The 16,155-nt window shown below is 64.3% G+C and carries 13 protein-coding genes and 1 pseudogene; 7 read left to right on the top strand and 7 right to left on the bottom strand.

Features of this window, described 5'->3' with window-relative positions; translation table 11 throughout:
- Positions 1–148 precede the first annotated feature (148 nt).
- A pseudogene (pepN, locus tag ACX36O_RS05430) lies at positions 149–2,854 on the top strand (aminopeptidase N).
- Between the two features lie 178 nt (positions 2,855–3,032).
- Here pepN and infA read toward each other — a convergent pair.
- Positions 3,033–3,293, bottom strand: coding sequence for a translation initiation factor IF-1 (infA, locus tag ACX36O_RS05425; RefSeq protein ID WP_213360331.1), 261 nt, complete (start codon positions 3,291–3,293; stop codon positions 3,033–3,035).
- Between the two features lie 355 nt (positions 3,294–3,648).
- The gene (locus tag ACX36O_RS05420) at positions 3,649–4,131 is read right to left on the bottom strand and encodes an Lrp/AsnC family transcriptional regulator (RefSeq protein ID WP_213360329.1); all 483 of its coding nucleotides are present in this window, start codon (positions 4,129–4,131) and stop codon (positions 3,649–3,651) included.
- A gap of 168 nt (positions 4,132–4,299) precedes the next feature.
- On the opposite strand from ACX36O_RS05420, the gene hppD reads away from it, so the two are divergent.
- From hppD to ACX36O_RS05400, 4 genes are read left to right on the top strand one after another with little or no spacing between them, the layout of a single operon-like run.
- On the top strand, positions 4,300–5,388 hold the full coding sequence (gene hppD, locus ACX36O_RS05415) for a 4-hydroxyphenylpyruvate dioxygenase (RefSeq protein ID WP_213360327.1): 1,089 nt from the start codon (positions 4,300–4,302) through the stop codon (positions 5,386–5,388).
- A 22-nt stretch (positions 5,389–5,410) separates the two neighbouring features.
- Positions 5,411–5,710, top strand: a complete 300-nt coding sequence (locus ACX36O_RS05410; RefSeq protein WP_213360325.1) for a 4a-hydroxytetrahydrobiopterin dehydratase — start codon at positions 5,411–5,413, stop codon at positions 5,708–5,710.
- Between the two features lie 32 nt (positions 5,711–5,742).
- A complete protein-coding gene (phhA, locus tag ACX36O_RS05405) occupies positions 5,743–6,663 on the top strand; it encodes a phenylalanine 4-monooxygenase (protein ID WP_371699208.1) in 921 nt (306 codons plus the stop codon).
- Between the two features lie 35 nt (positions 6,664–6,698).
- A complete protein-coding gene (locus tag ACX36O_RS05400) occupies positions 6,699–7,730 on the top strand; it encodes a class 1 fructose-bisphosphatase (protein ID WP_371698788.1) in 1,032 nt (343 codons plus the stop codon).
- Positions 7,731–7,865: 135 nt separating this feature from the next.
- Here the strand turns inward: ACX36O_RS05400 and ACX36O_RS05395 are convergent, their stop codons facing one another.
- From ACX36O_RS05395 to ACX36O_RS05380, 4 genes are read right to left on the bottom strand one after another with little or no spacing between them, the layout of a single operon-like run.
- Entirely contained in the window at positions 7,866–8,984 is a 1,119-nt protein-coding gene (locus ACX36O_RS05395; RefSeq protein ID WP_488360170.1) for an ABC transporter permease, read from the bottom strand.
- A 4-nt stretch (positions 8,985–8,988) separates the two neighbouring features.
- Positions 8,989–10,128, bottom strand: a complete 1,140-nt coding sequence (locus ACX36O_RS05390; RefSeq protein ID WP_488360169.1) for an ABC transporter permease — start codon at positions 10,126–10,128, stop codon at positions 8,989–8,991.
- Entirely contained in the window at positions 10,125–11,999 is a 1,875-nt protein-coding gene (locus tag ACX36O_RS05385) for an ATP-binding cassette domain-containing protein (protein ID WP_488360168.1), read from the bottom strand. Before ACX36O_RS05385 ends, ACX36O_RS05390 begins: the two co-directional genes overlap by 4 nt.
- 4 nt (positions 12,000–12,003) lie before the next feature.
- The gene (locus tag ACX36O_RS05380; protein WP_488360167.1) at positions 12,004–13,047 is read right to left on the bottom strand and encodes an HlyD family secretion protein; all 1,044 of its coding nucleotides are present in this window, start codon (positions 13,045–13,047) and stop codon (positions 12,004–12,006) included.
- Positions 13,048–13,152: 105 nt separating this feature from the next.
- On the opposite strand from ACX36O_RS05380, the gene ACX36O_RS05375 reads away from it, so the two are divergent.
- A complete protein-coding gene (locus ACX36O_RS05375) occupies positions 13,153–13,476 on the top strand; it encodes a c-type cytochrome (protein ID WP_213360315.1) in 324 nt (107 codons plus the stop codon).
- Between the two features lie 90 nt (positions 13,477–13,566).
- On the opposite strand, the gene acs is transcribed toward ACX36O_RS05375, so the two are convergent.
- Positions 13,567–15,561, bottom strand: coding sequence for an acetate--CoA ligase (gene acs, locus ACX36O_RS05370; protein ID WP_488360166.1), 1,995 nt, complete (start codon positions 15,559–15,561; stop codon positions 13,567–13,569).
- Between the two features lie 310 nt (positions 15,562–15,871).
- Between acs and ACX36O_RS05365 the strand changes: the two genes are divergently transcribed.
- Entirely contained in the window at positions 15,872–16,153 is a 282-nt protein-coding gene (locus ACX36O_RS05365; protein ID WP_213360310.1) for an oxidative damage protection protein, read from the top strand.
- Positions 16,154–16,155 lie beyond the last annotated feature (2 nt).

Genomic DNA, 16,155 nt, shown 5'->3' with positions numbered 1-16,155 from the left:
CCGCTCACGGCGGATCATGGCATTTCATGGAGTGGCCGCAACGCCAGTGGCACGTGCGCCTCTCACCGGGTTTGCCTGTGGCACACCCCATCCCTTTCATGTCCTGACGCCATGTGCAGGGCACTGAGTATGACCGGAGATTTCACCAATGTTCCGCGAAGCCACCACCCCCTCCCCCACCATCTACCGCCACGATTACCAGGCACCGGCGTTCTGGATCGACACGGTAGACCTCACTTTCGACCTGGACCCGGCCAAGACGCGCGTGCTGAACAGGATGACGCTGCGCCGCAACCCCGATGTGCCGGCACAACCGCTGCGCCTGGATGGCGAGGAGCTGAACCTGGCGCGTGTGCTGGTCAACGGCCAGGGCACGTCCTTCAAGCTGGAAGGCGGCCAGCTGGTGCTGGAGAACCTGCCCGAAGGCAGCGAGCCGATCGCGCTGGAAATCTTCACCACCTGCAACCCCAGCAAGAACACCGAGCTGATGGGCCTGTACACCAGCGAAGGCGGTTTCTTCACGCAGTGCGAGGCGCAGGGCTTCCGCCGCATCACCTACTTCCTGGATCGCCCCGACGTGATGGCCACCTACAAGGTCACGCTGCGCGCCGACAAAAAGGCGTATCCGGTGCTGCTTTCCAACGGCAACCTGCTGGAACAGGGCGAGCTGGAAGATGGCCGCCACTTCGCCGTCTGGCACGACCCGTTCAGGAAGCCGAGCTACCTGTTCGCGCTGGTGGCAGCCCAGCTGGTGGCACGCGAGCAGCGCATCGTCAGCCGTGGCGGCAAGGAGCACCTGCTGCAGGTGTTCGTGCGCCCCGGCGACCTGGACAAGACCGAACACGCCATGCAGGCGCTGTTGCAGAGCATCGCCTGGGACGAAGCCCGTTTTGGCCTGGCGCTGGATCTGGAGCGCTTCATGATCGTGGCCACCAGCGACTTCAACGCCGGCGCCATGGAGAACAAGGGCCTGAATATCTTCAACACCAAGTACGTGCTGGCCAAGCCTTCCACCGCCACCGATGAGGACTATGACGGCATCACCAGCGTGATCGGGCATGAGTACTTCCACAACTGGACCGGCAACCGCATCACCTGCCGCGACTGGTTTCAGCTGAGCCTGAAGGAAGGCCTGACGGTATTCCGCGACCAGGAATTCAGCGAGGATCTGGCCGGCAGCCCGAGTGCGCGCGCCGTCTGCCGCATCGGCAACGTGCGCGGCCTGCGCGCCGTGCAGTTCAGCGAGGATTCCGGCCCCATGGCCCATCCGGTACGCCCCGACCAGTACCAGGAAATCTCCAATTTCTACACCGCCACCGTTTACGAAAAAGGCGCCGAGGTGGTGCGCATGTACCAGACGCTGGTGGGCCGCGACGGCTTCCGCAAGGGCATGGACCTGTACTTCCAGCGCCATGACGGCCAGGCCGTGACCTGCGACGACTTTGCCCAGGCCATGGCCGATGCCAATCCGGACAGCGCCCTGGCAAGCCGCCTCGAGGTATTCAAGCGCTGGTACAGCCAAGCCGGCACACCCACGCTGCATGCGCGCAGCAGCTACGATGCCGCCGCGCAAACCTGCACGCTGACGCTGCGTCAGACCTGCCCAGCCACGCCCAATCAGCCGGCCAAGCAACCCTTCCTGATTCCGGTACGCATGGGCCTGATCGGCCGTAGCGGCCAACCCCTGCCGCTGCAACTGCAGGGTGATGCCGCGCCGCCCCTGCTGGAACGGGTACTGGTACTGGATGATGCAGAAGCCAGCTTCACCTTCACCGGCATCACCGAAGAACCGGTGCCCTCGCTGCTGCGCCAGTTCTCGGCACCCGTCTGGCTGGAGCTGGAGGGCGAAGACGAAGCCGCCCAGCTGCACCGCCTGGCGCATGACAGCGACGCCTTCAACCGCTGGGAAGCTGCCCAGCGCCTGATGATGACGCAGGCCGTGGCCGCCGTGCAGGCCACCGAGCCGCCTGCACAGGTCCTGAATGCCTCCACGCTGGAAGCCTTGCGTGCCGTGCTGCGCAACCCGGCGCTGGATGCCGCCTTCAAGCAGCTGGTGCTGACCCTGCCGGATGAGCTGGAAATCGCGGAAGAACTCGACACCGTCGATCCGCAGCGCATCAAGCTGGTGAGCGAGGCGCTGTGCCAGCAAGTGGCACACGCGCTTGCCGAAGACTGGCTGGCGCTGTACGAGGCCCACGAGGATACCGGCGCCTATGTGCCCGAACCGGTCAGCGCCGGCCGCCGCGCGCTGGCCAGCCTGGCGCTGGAAAACCTGTGCCGCATCGCACGCGATACCGGTGACGTGGTGTGGCCGGGCAAGGCCTACCAGCGCTTCAAGGATGCTGCCAACATGACCGACCGCATCGGCGCCCTGCGCGCACTGCTGGAAGGCCAAAGCCCGCTGGCCGCGCAGGCGCTGGAGCGCTTCCACGCCATGTTCCAGAACGAGCCGCTGGTGCTGGACAAATGGTTCCGCCTCCAGGCCACGCGCAACGACCTGGACGGCAAGGTGCTGGCCCAGGTGCGCGCGCTGCTGCAACACAAGGATTTCCAGCTCTCCAACCCCAACCGCGTGCGCAGCCTGATCACCGCGTTCTGACATGCCAACCCGGGCGCCTTCCACCGCAGCGATGCGGCGGGCTATGTGTTCTGGGCCGACCAGGTGCTGGCGCTCGACGGCATCAACGCCCAGATCGCCGCCCGTCTGGCGCGTGCGATGGACCACTGGAAGCGTCTGGCCGAACCCTACCGCAGCGCCGCATGCGAGGCGATCCGCCGCGTGGCCGCCAAGCCGGACCTGAGCGCCGATGTGCGCGAGGTGGTGACGCGCGCGCTGCAGGACAGCGCGGTGTGAGGGGGTAACGAGCCAGCGTCATTGGTGAGCGTTCAAGGGACAAGCTCCATCGGACTTGCTGCGCGCTCCGCCCTTGCCCCTCCTGGCGTCAAGCCAGCCATGGCTGGAAACCTGAAAAAAAATGGCCCGGAATTTTTCGGGCCATTTGCTTGCGCAGTGTATCCCTGCGCTGAAGCGATCAACGACGACGCGGAGCGCCACCGCCACCACCGGAGCGCGGCTCCAGGCGACGGAAGGTGATGCGGCCCTTGTCCAGATCGTAGGGCGACAGCTCCAGCAGCACGGTATCGCCTGCCAGAATGCGGATGTGGTGCTTGCGCATCTTGCCGCTGGAGTAGGCAATGATGGGGTGACCATTTTCCAGCGTGACGCGATAGCGCGAATCGGGCAGGACCTCGTCGACCTTGCCTTCCATCTCGATCAAATCTTCCTTGGCCATAGTTACCTCCTTGCCTATGCTTGAAAACTGGCCGGGCAGCGCTTTGTGGGCACGGGCCGGCGAAAACCATCCATTGCCGCTCTCAGCCGAATTGCAGGCAGCCAATGGAAAAACGGGTAAACACATGATGGCCGCTGCAGCAATGCGTGGTGCAGGGCCGGCGCGCGACGGTGTGCGGAATCAGGGTTGGCGGTGCGTGAAACGCGCCAAACGGATGGAGAAGGTGGCGCTTCCCGATCTGTGGTTCATGCGCGCAATGGCGCGGCACACCGCTTGCATGCCGCCTCAATCGGCGCTGCAATACGCGGTATCTTTAAATTTTACATCTTTCGTACCTAGCTGTCAAGGCCGCCACTCACACCGGCAGTGCCGTGGTGCGCTTGACCCAGTCCAGCACGAAGCTGGTACGGCAATCCTGCACGCTGGGATGCTTGAGCAGGGTTTCCAGCACGAAGCGGGAATAGTGCTGCATGTCGGCCACCACCACGCGCAACAGATAGTCCATTTCGCCCGAGAGCGCCGCGCATTCGACCACCTCCGGCCAGGTCTGCACGGCAGCGCGGAAGGATTCCATCGGGTCGCGCCGCTGGCTGTCGGGCTGGCGGGCGATGCGCACGTTGAGATAGGCGGTCAGGCCCAGACCGACGCGGGCCGGATCCAGCACGGCCACGTAGCCGTCGATGGCACCGCCCTCCTCCAGCTTGCGCACGCGGCGCAAGGCGGCCGAAGGCGACAGTTGCACCTGCTCTGCAAGCTGATCGAAGGTCATGCGCCCGTCTTGCTGCAGTGCACGAAGAATGCGCCTGTCGATATTGTCGATATCGGATTCGTTGCCCATACGACGAATTATGCAGGAAATCTGCAATCCGCACAGCATTCACGATGGATTTTGCAACAATCCTGCGCGCCCATACCCCTACAGTGCATAGGTTCGTGCAGCGAATGCCACCCATTCGCATCGCCAGACGCATGCACACTAGGCAAAACACAAAAGCAGGAGACAACAATGGCAGATCTTTTCGACAACCCGATGGGCCTGATGGGGTTCGAATTCGTGGAGTTCGCATCGCCCACGCCGGGCGTGATCGAGCCCGTGCTGGAGAGCATGGGATTTACCGAAGTGGCGAAACACCGCTCCAAGGATGTGGTGCTGTACCGCCAGGGTGACATCAACTTCATCGTCAACCGCGAACCGCGCAGCGTCGGCGCCTATTTCGCCGCCGAGCATGGCGCCAGCGCCTGCGGCATGGCCTTCCGCGTGAAGGATTCGCACCACGCCTACCAGCGCGCGCTGGAGCTGGGCGCGCAGCCGGTGGACATTCCTACCGGCCCGATGGAGCTGAAGCTGCCTGCCATCAAGGGCATTGGTGGCGCCCCGCTCTATCTGATCGACCGCTTCGAGGATGGCAAATCCATCTACGACATCGACTTCGTCTTCCATGAAGGCGTCGACCGCCATCCGAAGGGCCATGGCTTCCGCCTGATCGACCACCTGACGCACAACGTGTACCGCGGCCGCATGGAATACTGGGCCAAGTTCTACGAGAAGCTGTTCAACTTCCGCGAGATCCGCTACTTTGACATCAAGGGCGAATACACCGGCCTGACCTCCAAGGCCATGACGGCGCCGGACGGCCTGATCCGTATTCCGCTGAACGAGGAATCGTCCAAGGGCGGCGGCCAGATCGAGGAATTCCTGATGCAGTTCAACGGCGAGGGAATCCAGCACATCGCCCTGCTGACGGACGACCTGCTGCCCAGCGTGGACGCGCTGCGCAAGGCCGGCGTGGAGCTGATGACGGCCCCGCCCGCCACCTACTACCAGATGCTGGACGAGCGCCTGCCCGGCCACGGCGAAAACCCGGCCGAGCTGCAGGCTCGCGGCATTCTGCTCGATGGCAGCACGGGCGAAGGCCAGCGCCGCCTGCTGCTGCAGATCTTCTCGCAGACGCAGTTCGGCGGCCCGGTGTTCTTCGAGTTCATCCAGCGCAAGGGCGACGAAGGCTTTGGCGAGGGCAACTTCAAGGCCCTGTTCGAGTCCATCGAACGCGACCAGATCCAGCGTGGAGTGGTCGGCGAAAAAGCCACTGCCTGAAACCCAGTATGAGGAGTACGCCATGCAACCCCTGACCACCGACCAGATCGCTTCCGCCGCCCTGCCCGACTGGAGCTACAGCTCCGAGCGCGGCGGCTGCCTGAGCCGCAGCTTCGTGTTTGCGGACTTCGTGCAGGCCTTCGGTTTCATGACCCAACTGGCGCTGCACGCCGAGAAGATGAACCACCATCCCGAGTGGAGCAATGTCTACAACCGCGTGGATATTGTGCTGACCACGCACGACGCGGGCGGCCTGACCGAGCGCGACGTGACGCTGGCCCGCATTGCGGATGGCCTGGCACGGCAGTTGCTGCCCGCCTGATGAACTGAGTCCCTCTTTCCTGGAGGCTTGCCATGATGGAGCCCCGACCCGCAAGCTATTCCGGTGCCGAACCCGTGCGCACCAAGCACGGCCTGGCCGCCGGCGATGCCGCTGCACCCCCCAGTGCCGACTGGACCATCGACCAGGGCTGGTCGGCCTATACCGAAGCCGAGCACGCCGTCTGGAAGACCCTGTTCGAGCGTCAGACGCGCCTGCTGCCTGAACTGGCCTGCGATGCCTTCGTGCAAGGCATGCGCGCCCTGCCACTCGAGCCCGACCGCATCCCCGATTTCCGCCGCCTGAGCGAGGTGCTGATGCGCAAGACCGGCTGGCAGATCGTGGCCGTGCCGGGTCTGGTGCCGGACGATGTATTTTTCGACCACCTGGCCAACCGGCGTTTTCCATCCGGCAACTTCATCCGCAAGCCGGACGAGCTGGACTATCTGGAAGAGCCCGATGTGTTCCACGACGTGTTCGGCCATGTGCCCATGCTGATGCACCCGGTGATGGCAGACTTTATCCAGGCCTACGGTCAGGGCGGCCTGCGCGCGCAAAGCCTCGGCAAGCTGCCGCAACTGGCGCGGTTGTACTGGTATACGGTGGAGTTCGGCCTGGTCATGCAGGAAGGCGCGCCGCGCATCTATGGCGCCGGTATCGCCTCGTCCTTTACCGAAAGCCGGTTTGCCGTGCAAAGCCCCTCGCCCAACCGCATCGGCTTCGAGCTGGAACGCGTGATGCGCACCAATTACCGCATCGACGATTTCCAGGAAAGCTACTTCGTGCTCGACAGTCTGGACGACCTGCTGCACCTGGCCGATGTGGATTTCGAGCCGCTCTACCAGCGCCTGGGCGAAGGGCCGGAATATGCGCCCGGCATGGTGTTGCCGCAGGACCGCGTGATCCAGCGCGGTGACGGCAGCTACCATGCCGCACGCCGTGGGGAAAATTTATAATCGGAGGGTTTATACCAACCTGAAACGAGTTCTCCATGCCCTCACGCATCAGTCTGACCCGCTATCTGGTCGAACAACAACGCCTGCACAATCGCATCCCAGCCGAGTTGCGCCTGCTGCTCGAAGTGGTGGCACGCGCCTGCAAGCGCATCAGCCATGCCGTCAACAAGGGTGCGCTGGGCGAGGTGCTGGGCACGGCCGACAGCGAGAACGTGCAGGGCGAGGTGCAGAAGAAGCTCGACATCATCGCCAACGAGGTGCTGATCGAGGCCAACGAATGGGGCGGCCACCTGGCGGCCATGGCTTCCGAGGAAATGGACAGCATCTACGTGGTGCCCAACCGCTTCCCGCAGGGCGAATACCTGCTCATGTTCGATCCGCTGGACGGCTCCAGCAACATCGACGTGAACGTGAGCATCGGCACCATTTTCTCGGTGTTCAAGAAGCACCATGATGATCCCACCCTGATCGACCCGGTGTGCGAGAAGGATTTCCTGCAGTGCGGTAATCAGCAGGTCGCCGCCGGCTACTGCGTGTACGGCCCGCAAACCACGCTGGTGCTGACTGTGGGTGACGGCGTGGCCATGTTCACGCTCGATACCGAACTGGGCAGCTTCGTGCTGACCCAGGACTGCGTGAAGATTCCGGAAGACACCAAAGAGTTCTCCATCAACATGAGCAACATGCGCCACTGGGATGCCCCGGTCAAGCGCTACATCGACGAATGCCTGCAGGGCAAGGAAGGCCCGCGCGGCAAGGATTTCAACATGCGCTGGGTGGCCAGCATGGTGGCCGATGTGCACCGTATCCTGACCCGTGGCGGCATCTTCATGTACCCCTGGGACAAGCGCGAGCCCTCCAAGCCGGGCAAGCTGCGCCTGCTGTACGAAGCCAACCCCATGAGCTGGCTGGTGGAACAGGCCGGCGGCGCCGCGGTGAACGGTCAGCAGCGCATTCTGGATGTGCAGCCCGGCGCGCTGCACGAGCGCGTGAGCGTGATTCTGGGCAGCAAGAACGAGGTGGAGCGCGTGCAGCAGTACCACCTGGAGGCTGCGCAACAGGGCTGATGGCCTATTGAAAGCCGCAGGAGAGGGTCGTCTTGGGACGGCCCTTTTTGTTTCATGCCTCTGACTACCGTCCGAATCCAGCGGAACCACACACGCTGGATTCGGGCTGCGCTTGTCATCTGACCGTGCAATACCTCACTGCATCCGGTGCCGGAACAACCAGGCCGCCCCCGGCAAGGTCAACACAGCCATCAGCATCAGCGGCCAGATATCGCGCCACACGGCCGCCAGCCCCGCCCCTTCCAGATACACCCGCTGGATCAGCTCGATCGCATAGCGTACCGGATTGATCAGGGTGAGCGTCTGCATCGCCTCCGGCATGTTGCGGATGGGCGTGGCCAGCCCCGACAGCATGATCATCGGCAGGATCAGCAGGAAGGTATACAGCATGGCCTGCTGCATATTGGCCGAGAACGCAGACAGCGCCAGCCCGATACCCACGCTGGCCAGGGTAAACAGGAACACGCCCAGCAGCAGCACCACCGGACTGCCGGCCATCGGCACCTGGAACCAGAAGCGCGAGATCAGCACCACCAGAATCGCCTGCATCATGCCCGCCAGCACCGGCGGCACGGCCTTGCCGATCATGATCTGCGCGGGCGATAGCGGCGTGACCAGCAGCTGATCGAAGGTACCCTGCTCGCGTTCGCGCGCCACCGACATGGCTGTGAGCAGCAAGGTCTGCAGGATGCTGAGCGTGGCAATCAGTCCCGGCAGAAACTGCCAGCGCGTTTCCAGTTGCGGGTTGAACCAGGCACGCGTCTCGATGCGCAAGGGCTCGGCCACACCGCCATGGTCCTGCCGCCACTGCGCATTGAAGGACTGCACCGCCGCCTGCGCGTAGCCCATGGCGACCGCCGCCGTGTTGCTGTTGCGGCCGTCCAGAATCAGCTGCACCGGCGCCGTCTCGCCCGCATGCAGTTGCTGGGCAAAGCGCGGGCCGATGTGCAGGACCAGCATCACGCGCTCGTCGGTGATCGCATCGGCGATGGCGTTGGCATTGGCGAGATTTTCGGTGCGCACAAAGGTGCCGCCGCCCTCGAAGCGCGCCACCAGCGCCGCCGATTCGGCACTGCGGCTTTCATCCAGCAAGGCGTAGCTGGCGCGCGTGATGTCGTAGGTGGCCACGTAGCCGAACAGCAGCGATTGCACGATCACCGGCATGAACAGCAGCAGCCGGCTGCGCGGATCCTTGACGATGGCCAGCAGCTCCTTGCGGCACAGGTAAAGCAGAGACAGTATCCAGTCACGCATGGCTCTATCCCTTCAGTTGCTTGCGCGTATGGCGCAGCGCCAGCAGCAGGAACAGCGCGGCATAGCCTGCCAGCACCGCCGAGTTTTTCAGAATCACCGGCCAGACATTGCCGGCCAGAAACAGGTTCTTGAGCAACTCCACGTAGTAGGTCGCCGGCAGCAGCTGGCCGATCAGCCTCACCACCGTAGGCACGCTGCGCAGGTCGAACAGAAAACCCGACAGCATCAGCGCCGGCAGAAAGCTCAGCAGCAGCGCCAGCTGGCTGGCCAGGAACTGGCTGCGCGTGATCGACGAAATCACCAGCCCCATGCCCAGCGCCACCAGCAGGTACAGCATCGACACCCCCAGCAGGATGGGCAAGGAACCATGCACCGGCACATGAAACAGCCAGCGCGCCGCGCCCATGCACAGCACCAGCCCCACCATGCCAACGCCGAAATACGGAATGATCTTGCCCAGCAGGATCTCGATCGGCCGCACCGGCGTGACGAACAGCGACTCCAGCGTGCCGCGCTCCCATTCGCGCGCCATTACCAGCGCGGTGAGAAAGGCGCCCACCAGCGTCATGATGATCACCACCAGCCCCGGCACCAGATACCAGGTGCTGCTGTTGGCCGCGTTGAACCAGACGCGCGGCTCGATGCCGGCCTGGCCGATGCGCCCGGGCAGCGTGGCGGGATCGGCACCGGAGCGGTCCAGCTGGCGCAAGGCCGCCTGCGACAGCGCGGTGTGCACATAGCCCATCACCAGCCGCGCGCGGTTGGCATCCACTCCATTGACGATCAGCTGCGCACTGCCCTGCCCGGCCTGCGCGCGGGCCGCATAATCCGGCGGAATCTGCACGATGGCGTCCACCTGCTGGGCATTGAGCAATTGCTCGGCCTGCGCCATGCTGCGCACCACCACCGGATGCAGGATCGGGCTGCCGCCCAGGCCCGCGATCAGTTCCTGGCTGGCCGAGGAGCTGTCCTGCAGCACCACCGCCACCGGCGCATCGCGCACATCCATCGACAGGCCGTAGCCGAACAGCAGGATCAGGATGATGGGCAGGCCCATGCCCACGCCCAGGTTGCCGGGGTCGCGCAGCAGTTGCCGCACTTCCTTGCGCACCAGGGCCCAGATGCGGCGCCAGAAGCCGTTCATGCCGCCACCTCCACCTGCCGTCCCGCCTCGCGGCGCCGCTGCTCGACGATGGCGATGAAGGCGCTGTCCATGTCGCTCACTGCCGCGCCTCCGGCTGCCGCCTGCTCGCGTACCTCGCGAGGAGTGCCCAGCGCCAGCATCCTGCCGGCATCCTGGATCAGGATGCGATCGCAGTATTCAGCCTCTTCCATGAAATGCGTGGTCACCACGATGGTGGTGCCCTCCTGTGCCAACCGCGTGATGCGGCGCCAGAAGTCGCGACGCGCCGCCGGATCGGCGCCGCTGGTGGCTTCATCCAGGAACAGGATCTCCGGCTGGTGCAGCAGCGCCGCGGCCATGGCCAGGCGCTGCTTGTAGCCTCCGGGCAGCTTGCCGGCCATCTGGTCGAGCTGGACCTGCAAGCCGAACTCCTCCACCACGGCCGCCATGCGCCGGCGCAGCTCTGCGCCAAACAGGCGATATGCGCCGCCAAAAAACTGCAGGTTCTCGCGCACCGTCTGGTCGCCATACAGGGAGAACTTCTGCGCCACGTAGCCGACGTGGCGGCGCGCCTCTGCGCGGGCGGTGCGCAGGTCCACACCTGCCACACGCAAGCTGCCACTGCTGGCTGGCAGCAAGCCACAGAGCATGCGGAAGGTGGTGGTCTTGCCGGCACCGTTCGGGCCGAGCAGGCCGAATATCTCGCCGCGATGCACCTCGAAAGTCGTATGGTCCACCGCAACGAAATCGCCAAAGCGGCGCACCAGATCATGCACTTCGATCACTGCAGAACCCGTCTGCTGCGGTACATGCGGGCCCGAATCTCCCGCTTCGCCCAGTTGCTCCATCGCGGAAACACCGTTCAAAAACGACTCCTGCTCCGGCGCGACGCCAGACTCGGCGGGTGCGCCAGCGACCACCTTCGCAACGTGTCCAGCATCCCCCTTGTGGCGCAGCATCAGCATGAAGGCATCTTCCAGCCTTTCCGGCACGCGCTCCACGGCCACTACCGGCAAGCCGGCAACTCCGCGCTCCATATCCACCCGATCGGCACGCAACCAGCGCACATCGCCGCCCTGCGGCACGGCATCCATGGTCGCCGACAAGTCCATCAACTGCGCCTGCAACAGCCGTGCCGGCAAGCCCTGCCGCGGCTTGGCCATCCACACACGCCCCTGCGCCGGCAAGCGCAACTCGCCGGGACTGCCCTGCGCCAGCACCTGCCCCTGATGCAGCACCACCACCTGCTCGCAACGCTCTGCTTCATCCAGATAGGAGGTACTGATGACCACGCTCAGCTTTTCCTCCTGCACCAGCTGCTGCACGATCTGCCACAGCTCGCGGCGCGACAACGGATCAACGCCAACGGTAGGCTCATCCAGCAACAGCAGTTCCGGCGAGCGCACCAGCGTGCAGGCCAGACCCAGCTTCTGCTTCATGCCACCCGAGAGCTTGCCCGCCAACCGTGCAGTGAACTGCGTCAGGTCGGTCATGTGAAGCAAGCGCTCATAGCGACGGCGCCGCTCGTCCAGCGGCACCCCGTGCAGGTCGGCATACAGATCGAGGTTCTCCTGCACCGTCAGATCTTCATACAGGCCGAAACGCTGCGGCATGTAGCTGATACGGTCCTGCACCTGCTGCGACTGCGTGACAGGATCGAGCCCGAGCACGCGCAAAGTGCCCCCATCAGCCGGCATCAGCGCCGCAGCCAGCCGCAGCAGCGTGGTTTTGCCTGCACCGTCCGGCCCGACCAGCGCCACCAGGCTGCCATGCGGCACCTGCAGGCTCACGTCGGCCAGTGCATGCACTTCGGGCTCGCCCTTGCGGCCGCCAAAGCGCTTGTACACCCCGCGCACGTCCAGCGCGAAGTCGGGCAATGCTTGCGCTGTCATGGGTTTACTTTCCGGATGCCGCCACCCCAGGCGCGCCCTTCAGGTCAATCGTCACGGTAGCGGGCATGCCCAGCCGCAACTGGTTCTGCGGATCCTGCGCATGTACGCGTACCTCATACACCAGTGCGCTGCGCAACTCCTCGGTCTGCACCGTCTTGGGCGTAAATTCGGCCACCGAGGCGATATAACCCACCCGCCCCGCCAGCGGCTGTTGCGGCGCACTGTCGATGCGGACCCGCGCGGCCATGCCCTCGCGCACCTTGCCCAGTGCCGGCTCGGGCACATACACGCGCACCCATTTGGCATCATCGAGCGCCAGGGCATACACCGGCTTCTGCGGCGAAGTCAGGTCGCCCACTTCCTGCAGGCGGCTGCGGATCACACCGCCGCTGGGCGCCAGCAGCCGCGTGTCCTCCAGATTGCGGCGCAGCAGATCAAGCTGCGCCCGGGCCGCATCGGTCTGCGCCGATGCTTCGGCAATATCCTCGGTGCGCGCCCCGGCACGCAGCAAGGAACTGGCCTGCCGCGCGGAATCCCGCCGGGCCTGCGCCATTTCCAGCCGTGCACGCGCCGCATCGATCTCGTTACGGCTGACCGCTTCGCCGGCACTGCCGGCATTGGATTGCTGCATGCGTCGCAATTGCTTGCCGGCCAGATCCACCTCGATCTCGGCCGCACGCACATTGGCATTGGCCTGCGCCAGCTCCTGCGGGCGCGCGCCTGCCTTGAGCTTGCGTACCAGCTGCTCGCGCGCGGCCAGTTGCGCCTCGGACTGCTTCACCTGCAACGCCAGCGTGGTACTGTCCAGCTCGCCCAGCAACTGCCCCTGCTGCACCCGCTCGCCTTCACGCGCCGGCAGGCTGGCAATGCGCCCACTGCCATTGAAGGCCAGCGACACCTGGCGCATGTCCACATTGCCCTGCAGCACCAGGGTGTCCGGATCCTCGCCCTGGCTGCGGCCATTGAAATACCAGAATCCGCCCGCCACCAGCGCCAGCCCCACGGCTGCGGCCATCAGCAATTTCTTCTTCGAGGCAGTAGGCTCCATGCGGGCTCCAGCTAGCTTGCGACAGACTTTAGTCTAACCTCCTGCATGCAGCGAAGCAGATTCACTAGAATGGAAGCAACGGGCATTACCACAAGGAGTCACCCCATGAAGCAAGCAAGCGCCTGGCTGATGGCTGCAGTATTCGGCACCCTTCTGGCTGCACAGCCCGCACAGGCCGCCGACGAACTCAAGCTCGCCACCTCCCGCAACTGCATGACCTGCCACACCGTGGAGCGCCGCGTGGTCGGGCCTTCGTACAAGTCGGTGGCGCAGAAATACCGCAATGATCCCGCAGCGGTCGACAAGCTCGCGCCGTTGATTCGTGCCGGTGGCAGCGGCAGCTTTGGCGCCGTGCCCATGCCGGCCAGCCCTCAAGTGACGGATGCCGAGGCGCGGCGGCTGGCGGTGTGGATTCTCGGCCTGAAGTAAACCCATGAATGACAAAGCCACCCTTGCGGTGGCTTTGTCGTGGCTGATTGTCCGTCCCGCCACAGCATGGCGGGATGGGCACTTCATCGATCAGTAGGCATCACCCAGCTGATCCAGAATCGCCGGGTTCTCCAGCGTGGACGTATCCTGCGTGATGGTCTCGCCCTTGGCCAGGCTGCGCAGCAGGCGGCGCATGATCTTGCCGGAGCGGGTCTTGGGCAGGTTGTCGCCGAAGCGGATGTCCTTGGGCTTGGCGATGGGGCCGATCTCGTGGGCCACCCAGTCGCGCAGCGCCTTGGCGATCTTCGGAGCCTCTTCGGCAGACGGACGGCCCTGTTTGAGCACCACGAAGGCGCAGATGGCTTCGCCGGTCAGGTCGTCGGGACGGCCCACCACGGCAGCTTCGGCCACCAGGTCGCTCTTGGCCACCAGGCAGGATTCGATTTCCATGGTGCCCATGCGGTGGCCGGAGACGTTCAGCACGTCGTCGATACGGCCGGTGATGCGGAAGTAGCCACGGTCTTCGCTGCGCACGGCGCCGTCGCCAGCCAGGTAGGCACCCTGCAGTTCTTCGGGGAAGTAGCTCTTCTTGAAGCGCTCGGGGTCACCCCAGATGGTACGGATCATGGACGGCCAGGGACGCTTGATCACCAGGATACCGCCAGAGCCGTTGGGCAGCTCATTGCCGGCCTCGTCGACAATGGCAGCCGTGATGCCCGGCAGCGGCAGCGTGCAGGAACCCGGCACCAGCGGCGTGGCGCCCGGCAGCGGCGTCATCATGTGGCCGCCGGTTTCGGTCTGCCAGAAGGTGTCCACGATCGGGCAGCGCTCGCCGCCGATGTTCTTGTAGTACCACATCCAGGCTTCGGGGTTGATCGGCTCGCCCACGCTGCCCAGGATACGCAGGCTGGACAGGTCGAAGTTCTTCGGATGGACGGCCTCGTTGCTGTCGGCTGCCTTGATCAGCGAGCGGATGGCGGTGGGAGCCGTGTAGAAGATGGTGACCTTGTGGGCTTCGATCATCTTCCAGAAGCGGGAAGCGTCCGGATAGGTGGGCACGCCCTCGAACACCACCTGCGTGGCGCCGGCAGCCAGCGGGCCGTAGGTAATGTAGGTGTGGCCGGTAATCCAGCCGATGTCGGCAGTGCACCAGAACACGTCTTCGGGACGCACGTCGAAGGTCCACTGCATGGTGGTGTTGGCCCACAGGATGTAGCCGCCGGTGCTGTGCTGCACGCCCTTGGGCTTGCCGGTGGAACCGGAGGTGTAGAGCACGAACAGCGGATGCTCCGCGCCCACGGACACCGGCTCGCACACGGTGCTCTGGCCTTCCAGCACCTGGCTGAAGGTCTTGTCACGGCCTTCGACCATGTTGCACGGGGTGGCCGTGCGCTCGAACACCAGCACGCTCTTCACGCACTCGGTGCCGCCTTCGGCCAGGGCCTCGTCCACGATGGACTTGAGCGGCAGTTCCTTGCCGCCACGCATCTGGTAGTTGGAGGTGATCACGCAGACGGCGCCGGCGTCAACAATGCGCTCGTGCACGGCCTTGGCAGAGAAGCCGCCGAACACCACGCTGTGGGTGGCGCCGATACGGGCGCAGGCCTGCATGGCAACGATGCCCTCGATGGTCATCGGCATGTAGATGATGACGCGGTCGCCCTTCTTGACGCCTTCGGCCTTGAGCGCATTGGCAAACTGGCTGACGCGCTCCAGCATCTCCTTGTAGGTGACCTTGGTGACCTTGCCGTCGTCGGCTTCGAAGATGATGGCGGTCTTGTTCTCGACCGGCGTGCCCATGTGCTTGTCCAGGCAGTTGGCGGAAGCGTTCAGCTCGCCGTCTTCGAACCACTTGTAGAACGGCGCGTTGGATTCGTCCAGCACCTTGGTGAAGGGCTTGGTCCAGACCACGTTTTCGCGCGCCAGGCGTGCCCAGAAGCCTTCATAGTCTTTTTCTGCTTCGTCGCAGAGTGCCTGATAGGCTTCCATGCCCTTGATGCGCGCACCTTCCATGGTGGCTTCGGAAGGGGGAAAAACGCGGTTTTCGACCAAAACGGACTCAATCGATCCAGGCTGCGCTGTCATATATGTCTCCTCGCATTAGGGGGTGTGTTCAATACTGTGCGGGTTGTTTCCCGCATCACCAAGCAATGTGCATGCTAGCACTTACATTCCTCTTACTCTTCTATTGACGTAAACGTCAATACAAGTACAAACCCTTGAGATTTCCCCTGTTCCGAGGCTGTGCGGCTGACTGGCTTCCCCGCCTGTCCCTTGATTGCAGGCATCTCCCGACAGGATGCAAGCCCCTGCCCGCCTCAAGGCTGCCCGGGCCCGGCTTAAAATGCCCCATCCGGCCGGCTGTGCGGCCAATCACACATATTGAGGAGTTTCCATGACTCGCATGGTTCAATGCATCAAGCTGGGCAAGGAGGCCGAAGGCCTGGATCGCGCCCCCTACCCCGGCGAACTCGGCAAGCGCATTTTCGACAACGTGAGCAAGCAGGCCTGGGCCGACTGGATCCGCCACCAGACCATGCTGGTGAACGAAAACCGCCTGAACCTGGCCGACGCCCGCGCCCGCCAGTACCTGGCCCGCCAGATGGAAAACCACTTCTTCGGCGCCGGCGCCGACCAGGCCGCAGGCTACGTGCCGCCGACGCAGGAAGAATCCTGATT

The sequence above is a fragment of the Brachymonas sp. KE5 genome (assembly GCF_057773645.1).
Note: the sequence above shows the minus strand (reverse complement) of the source record. Positions and strands in the feature narration are given on the sequence as shown.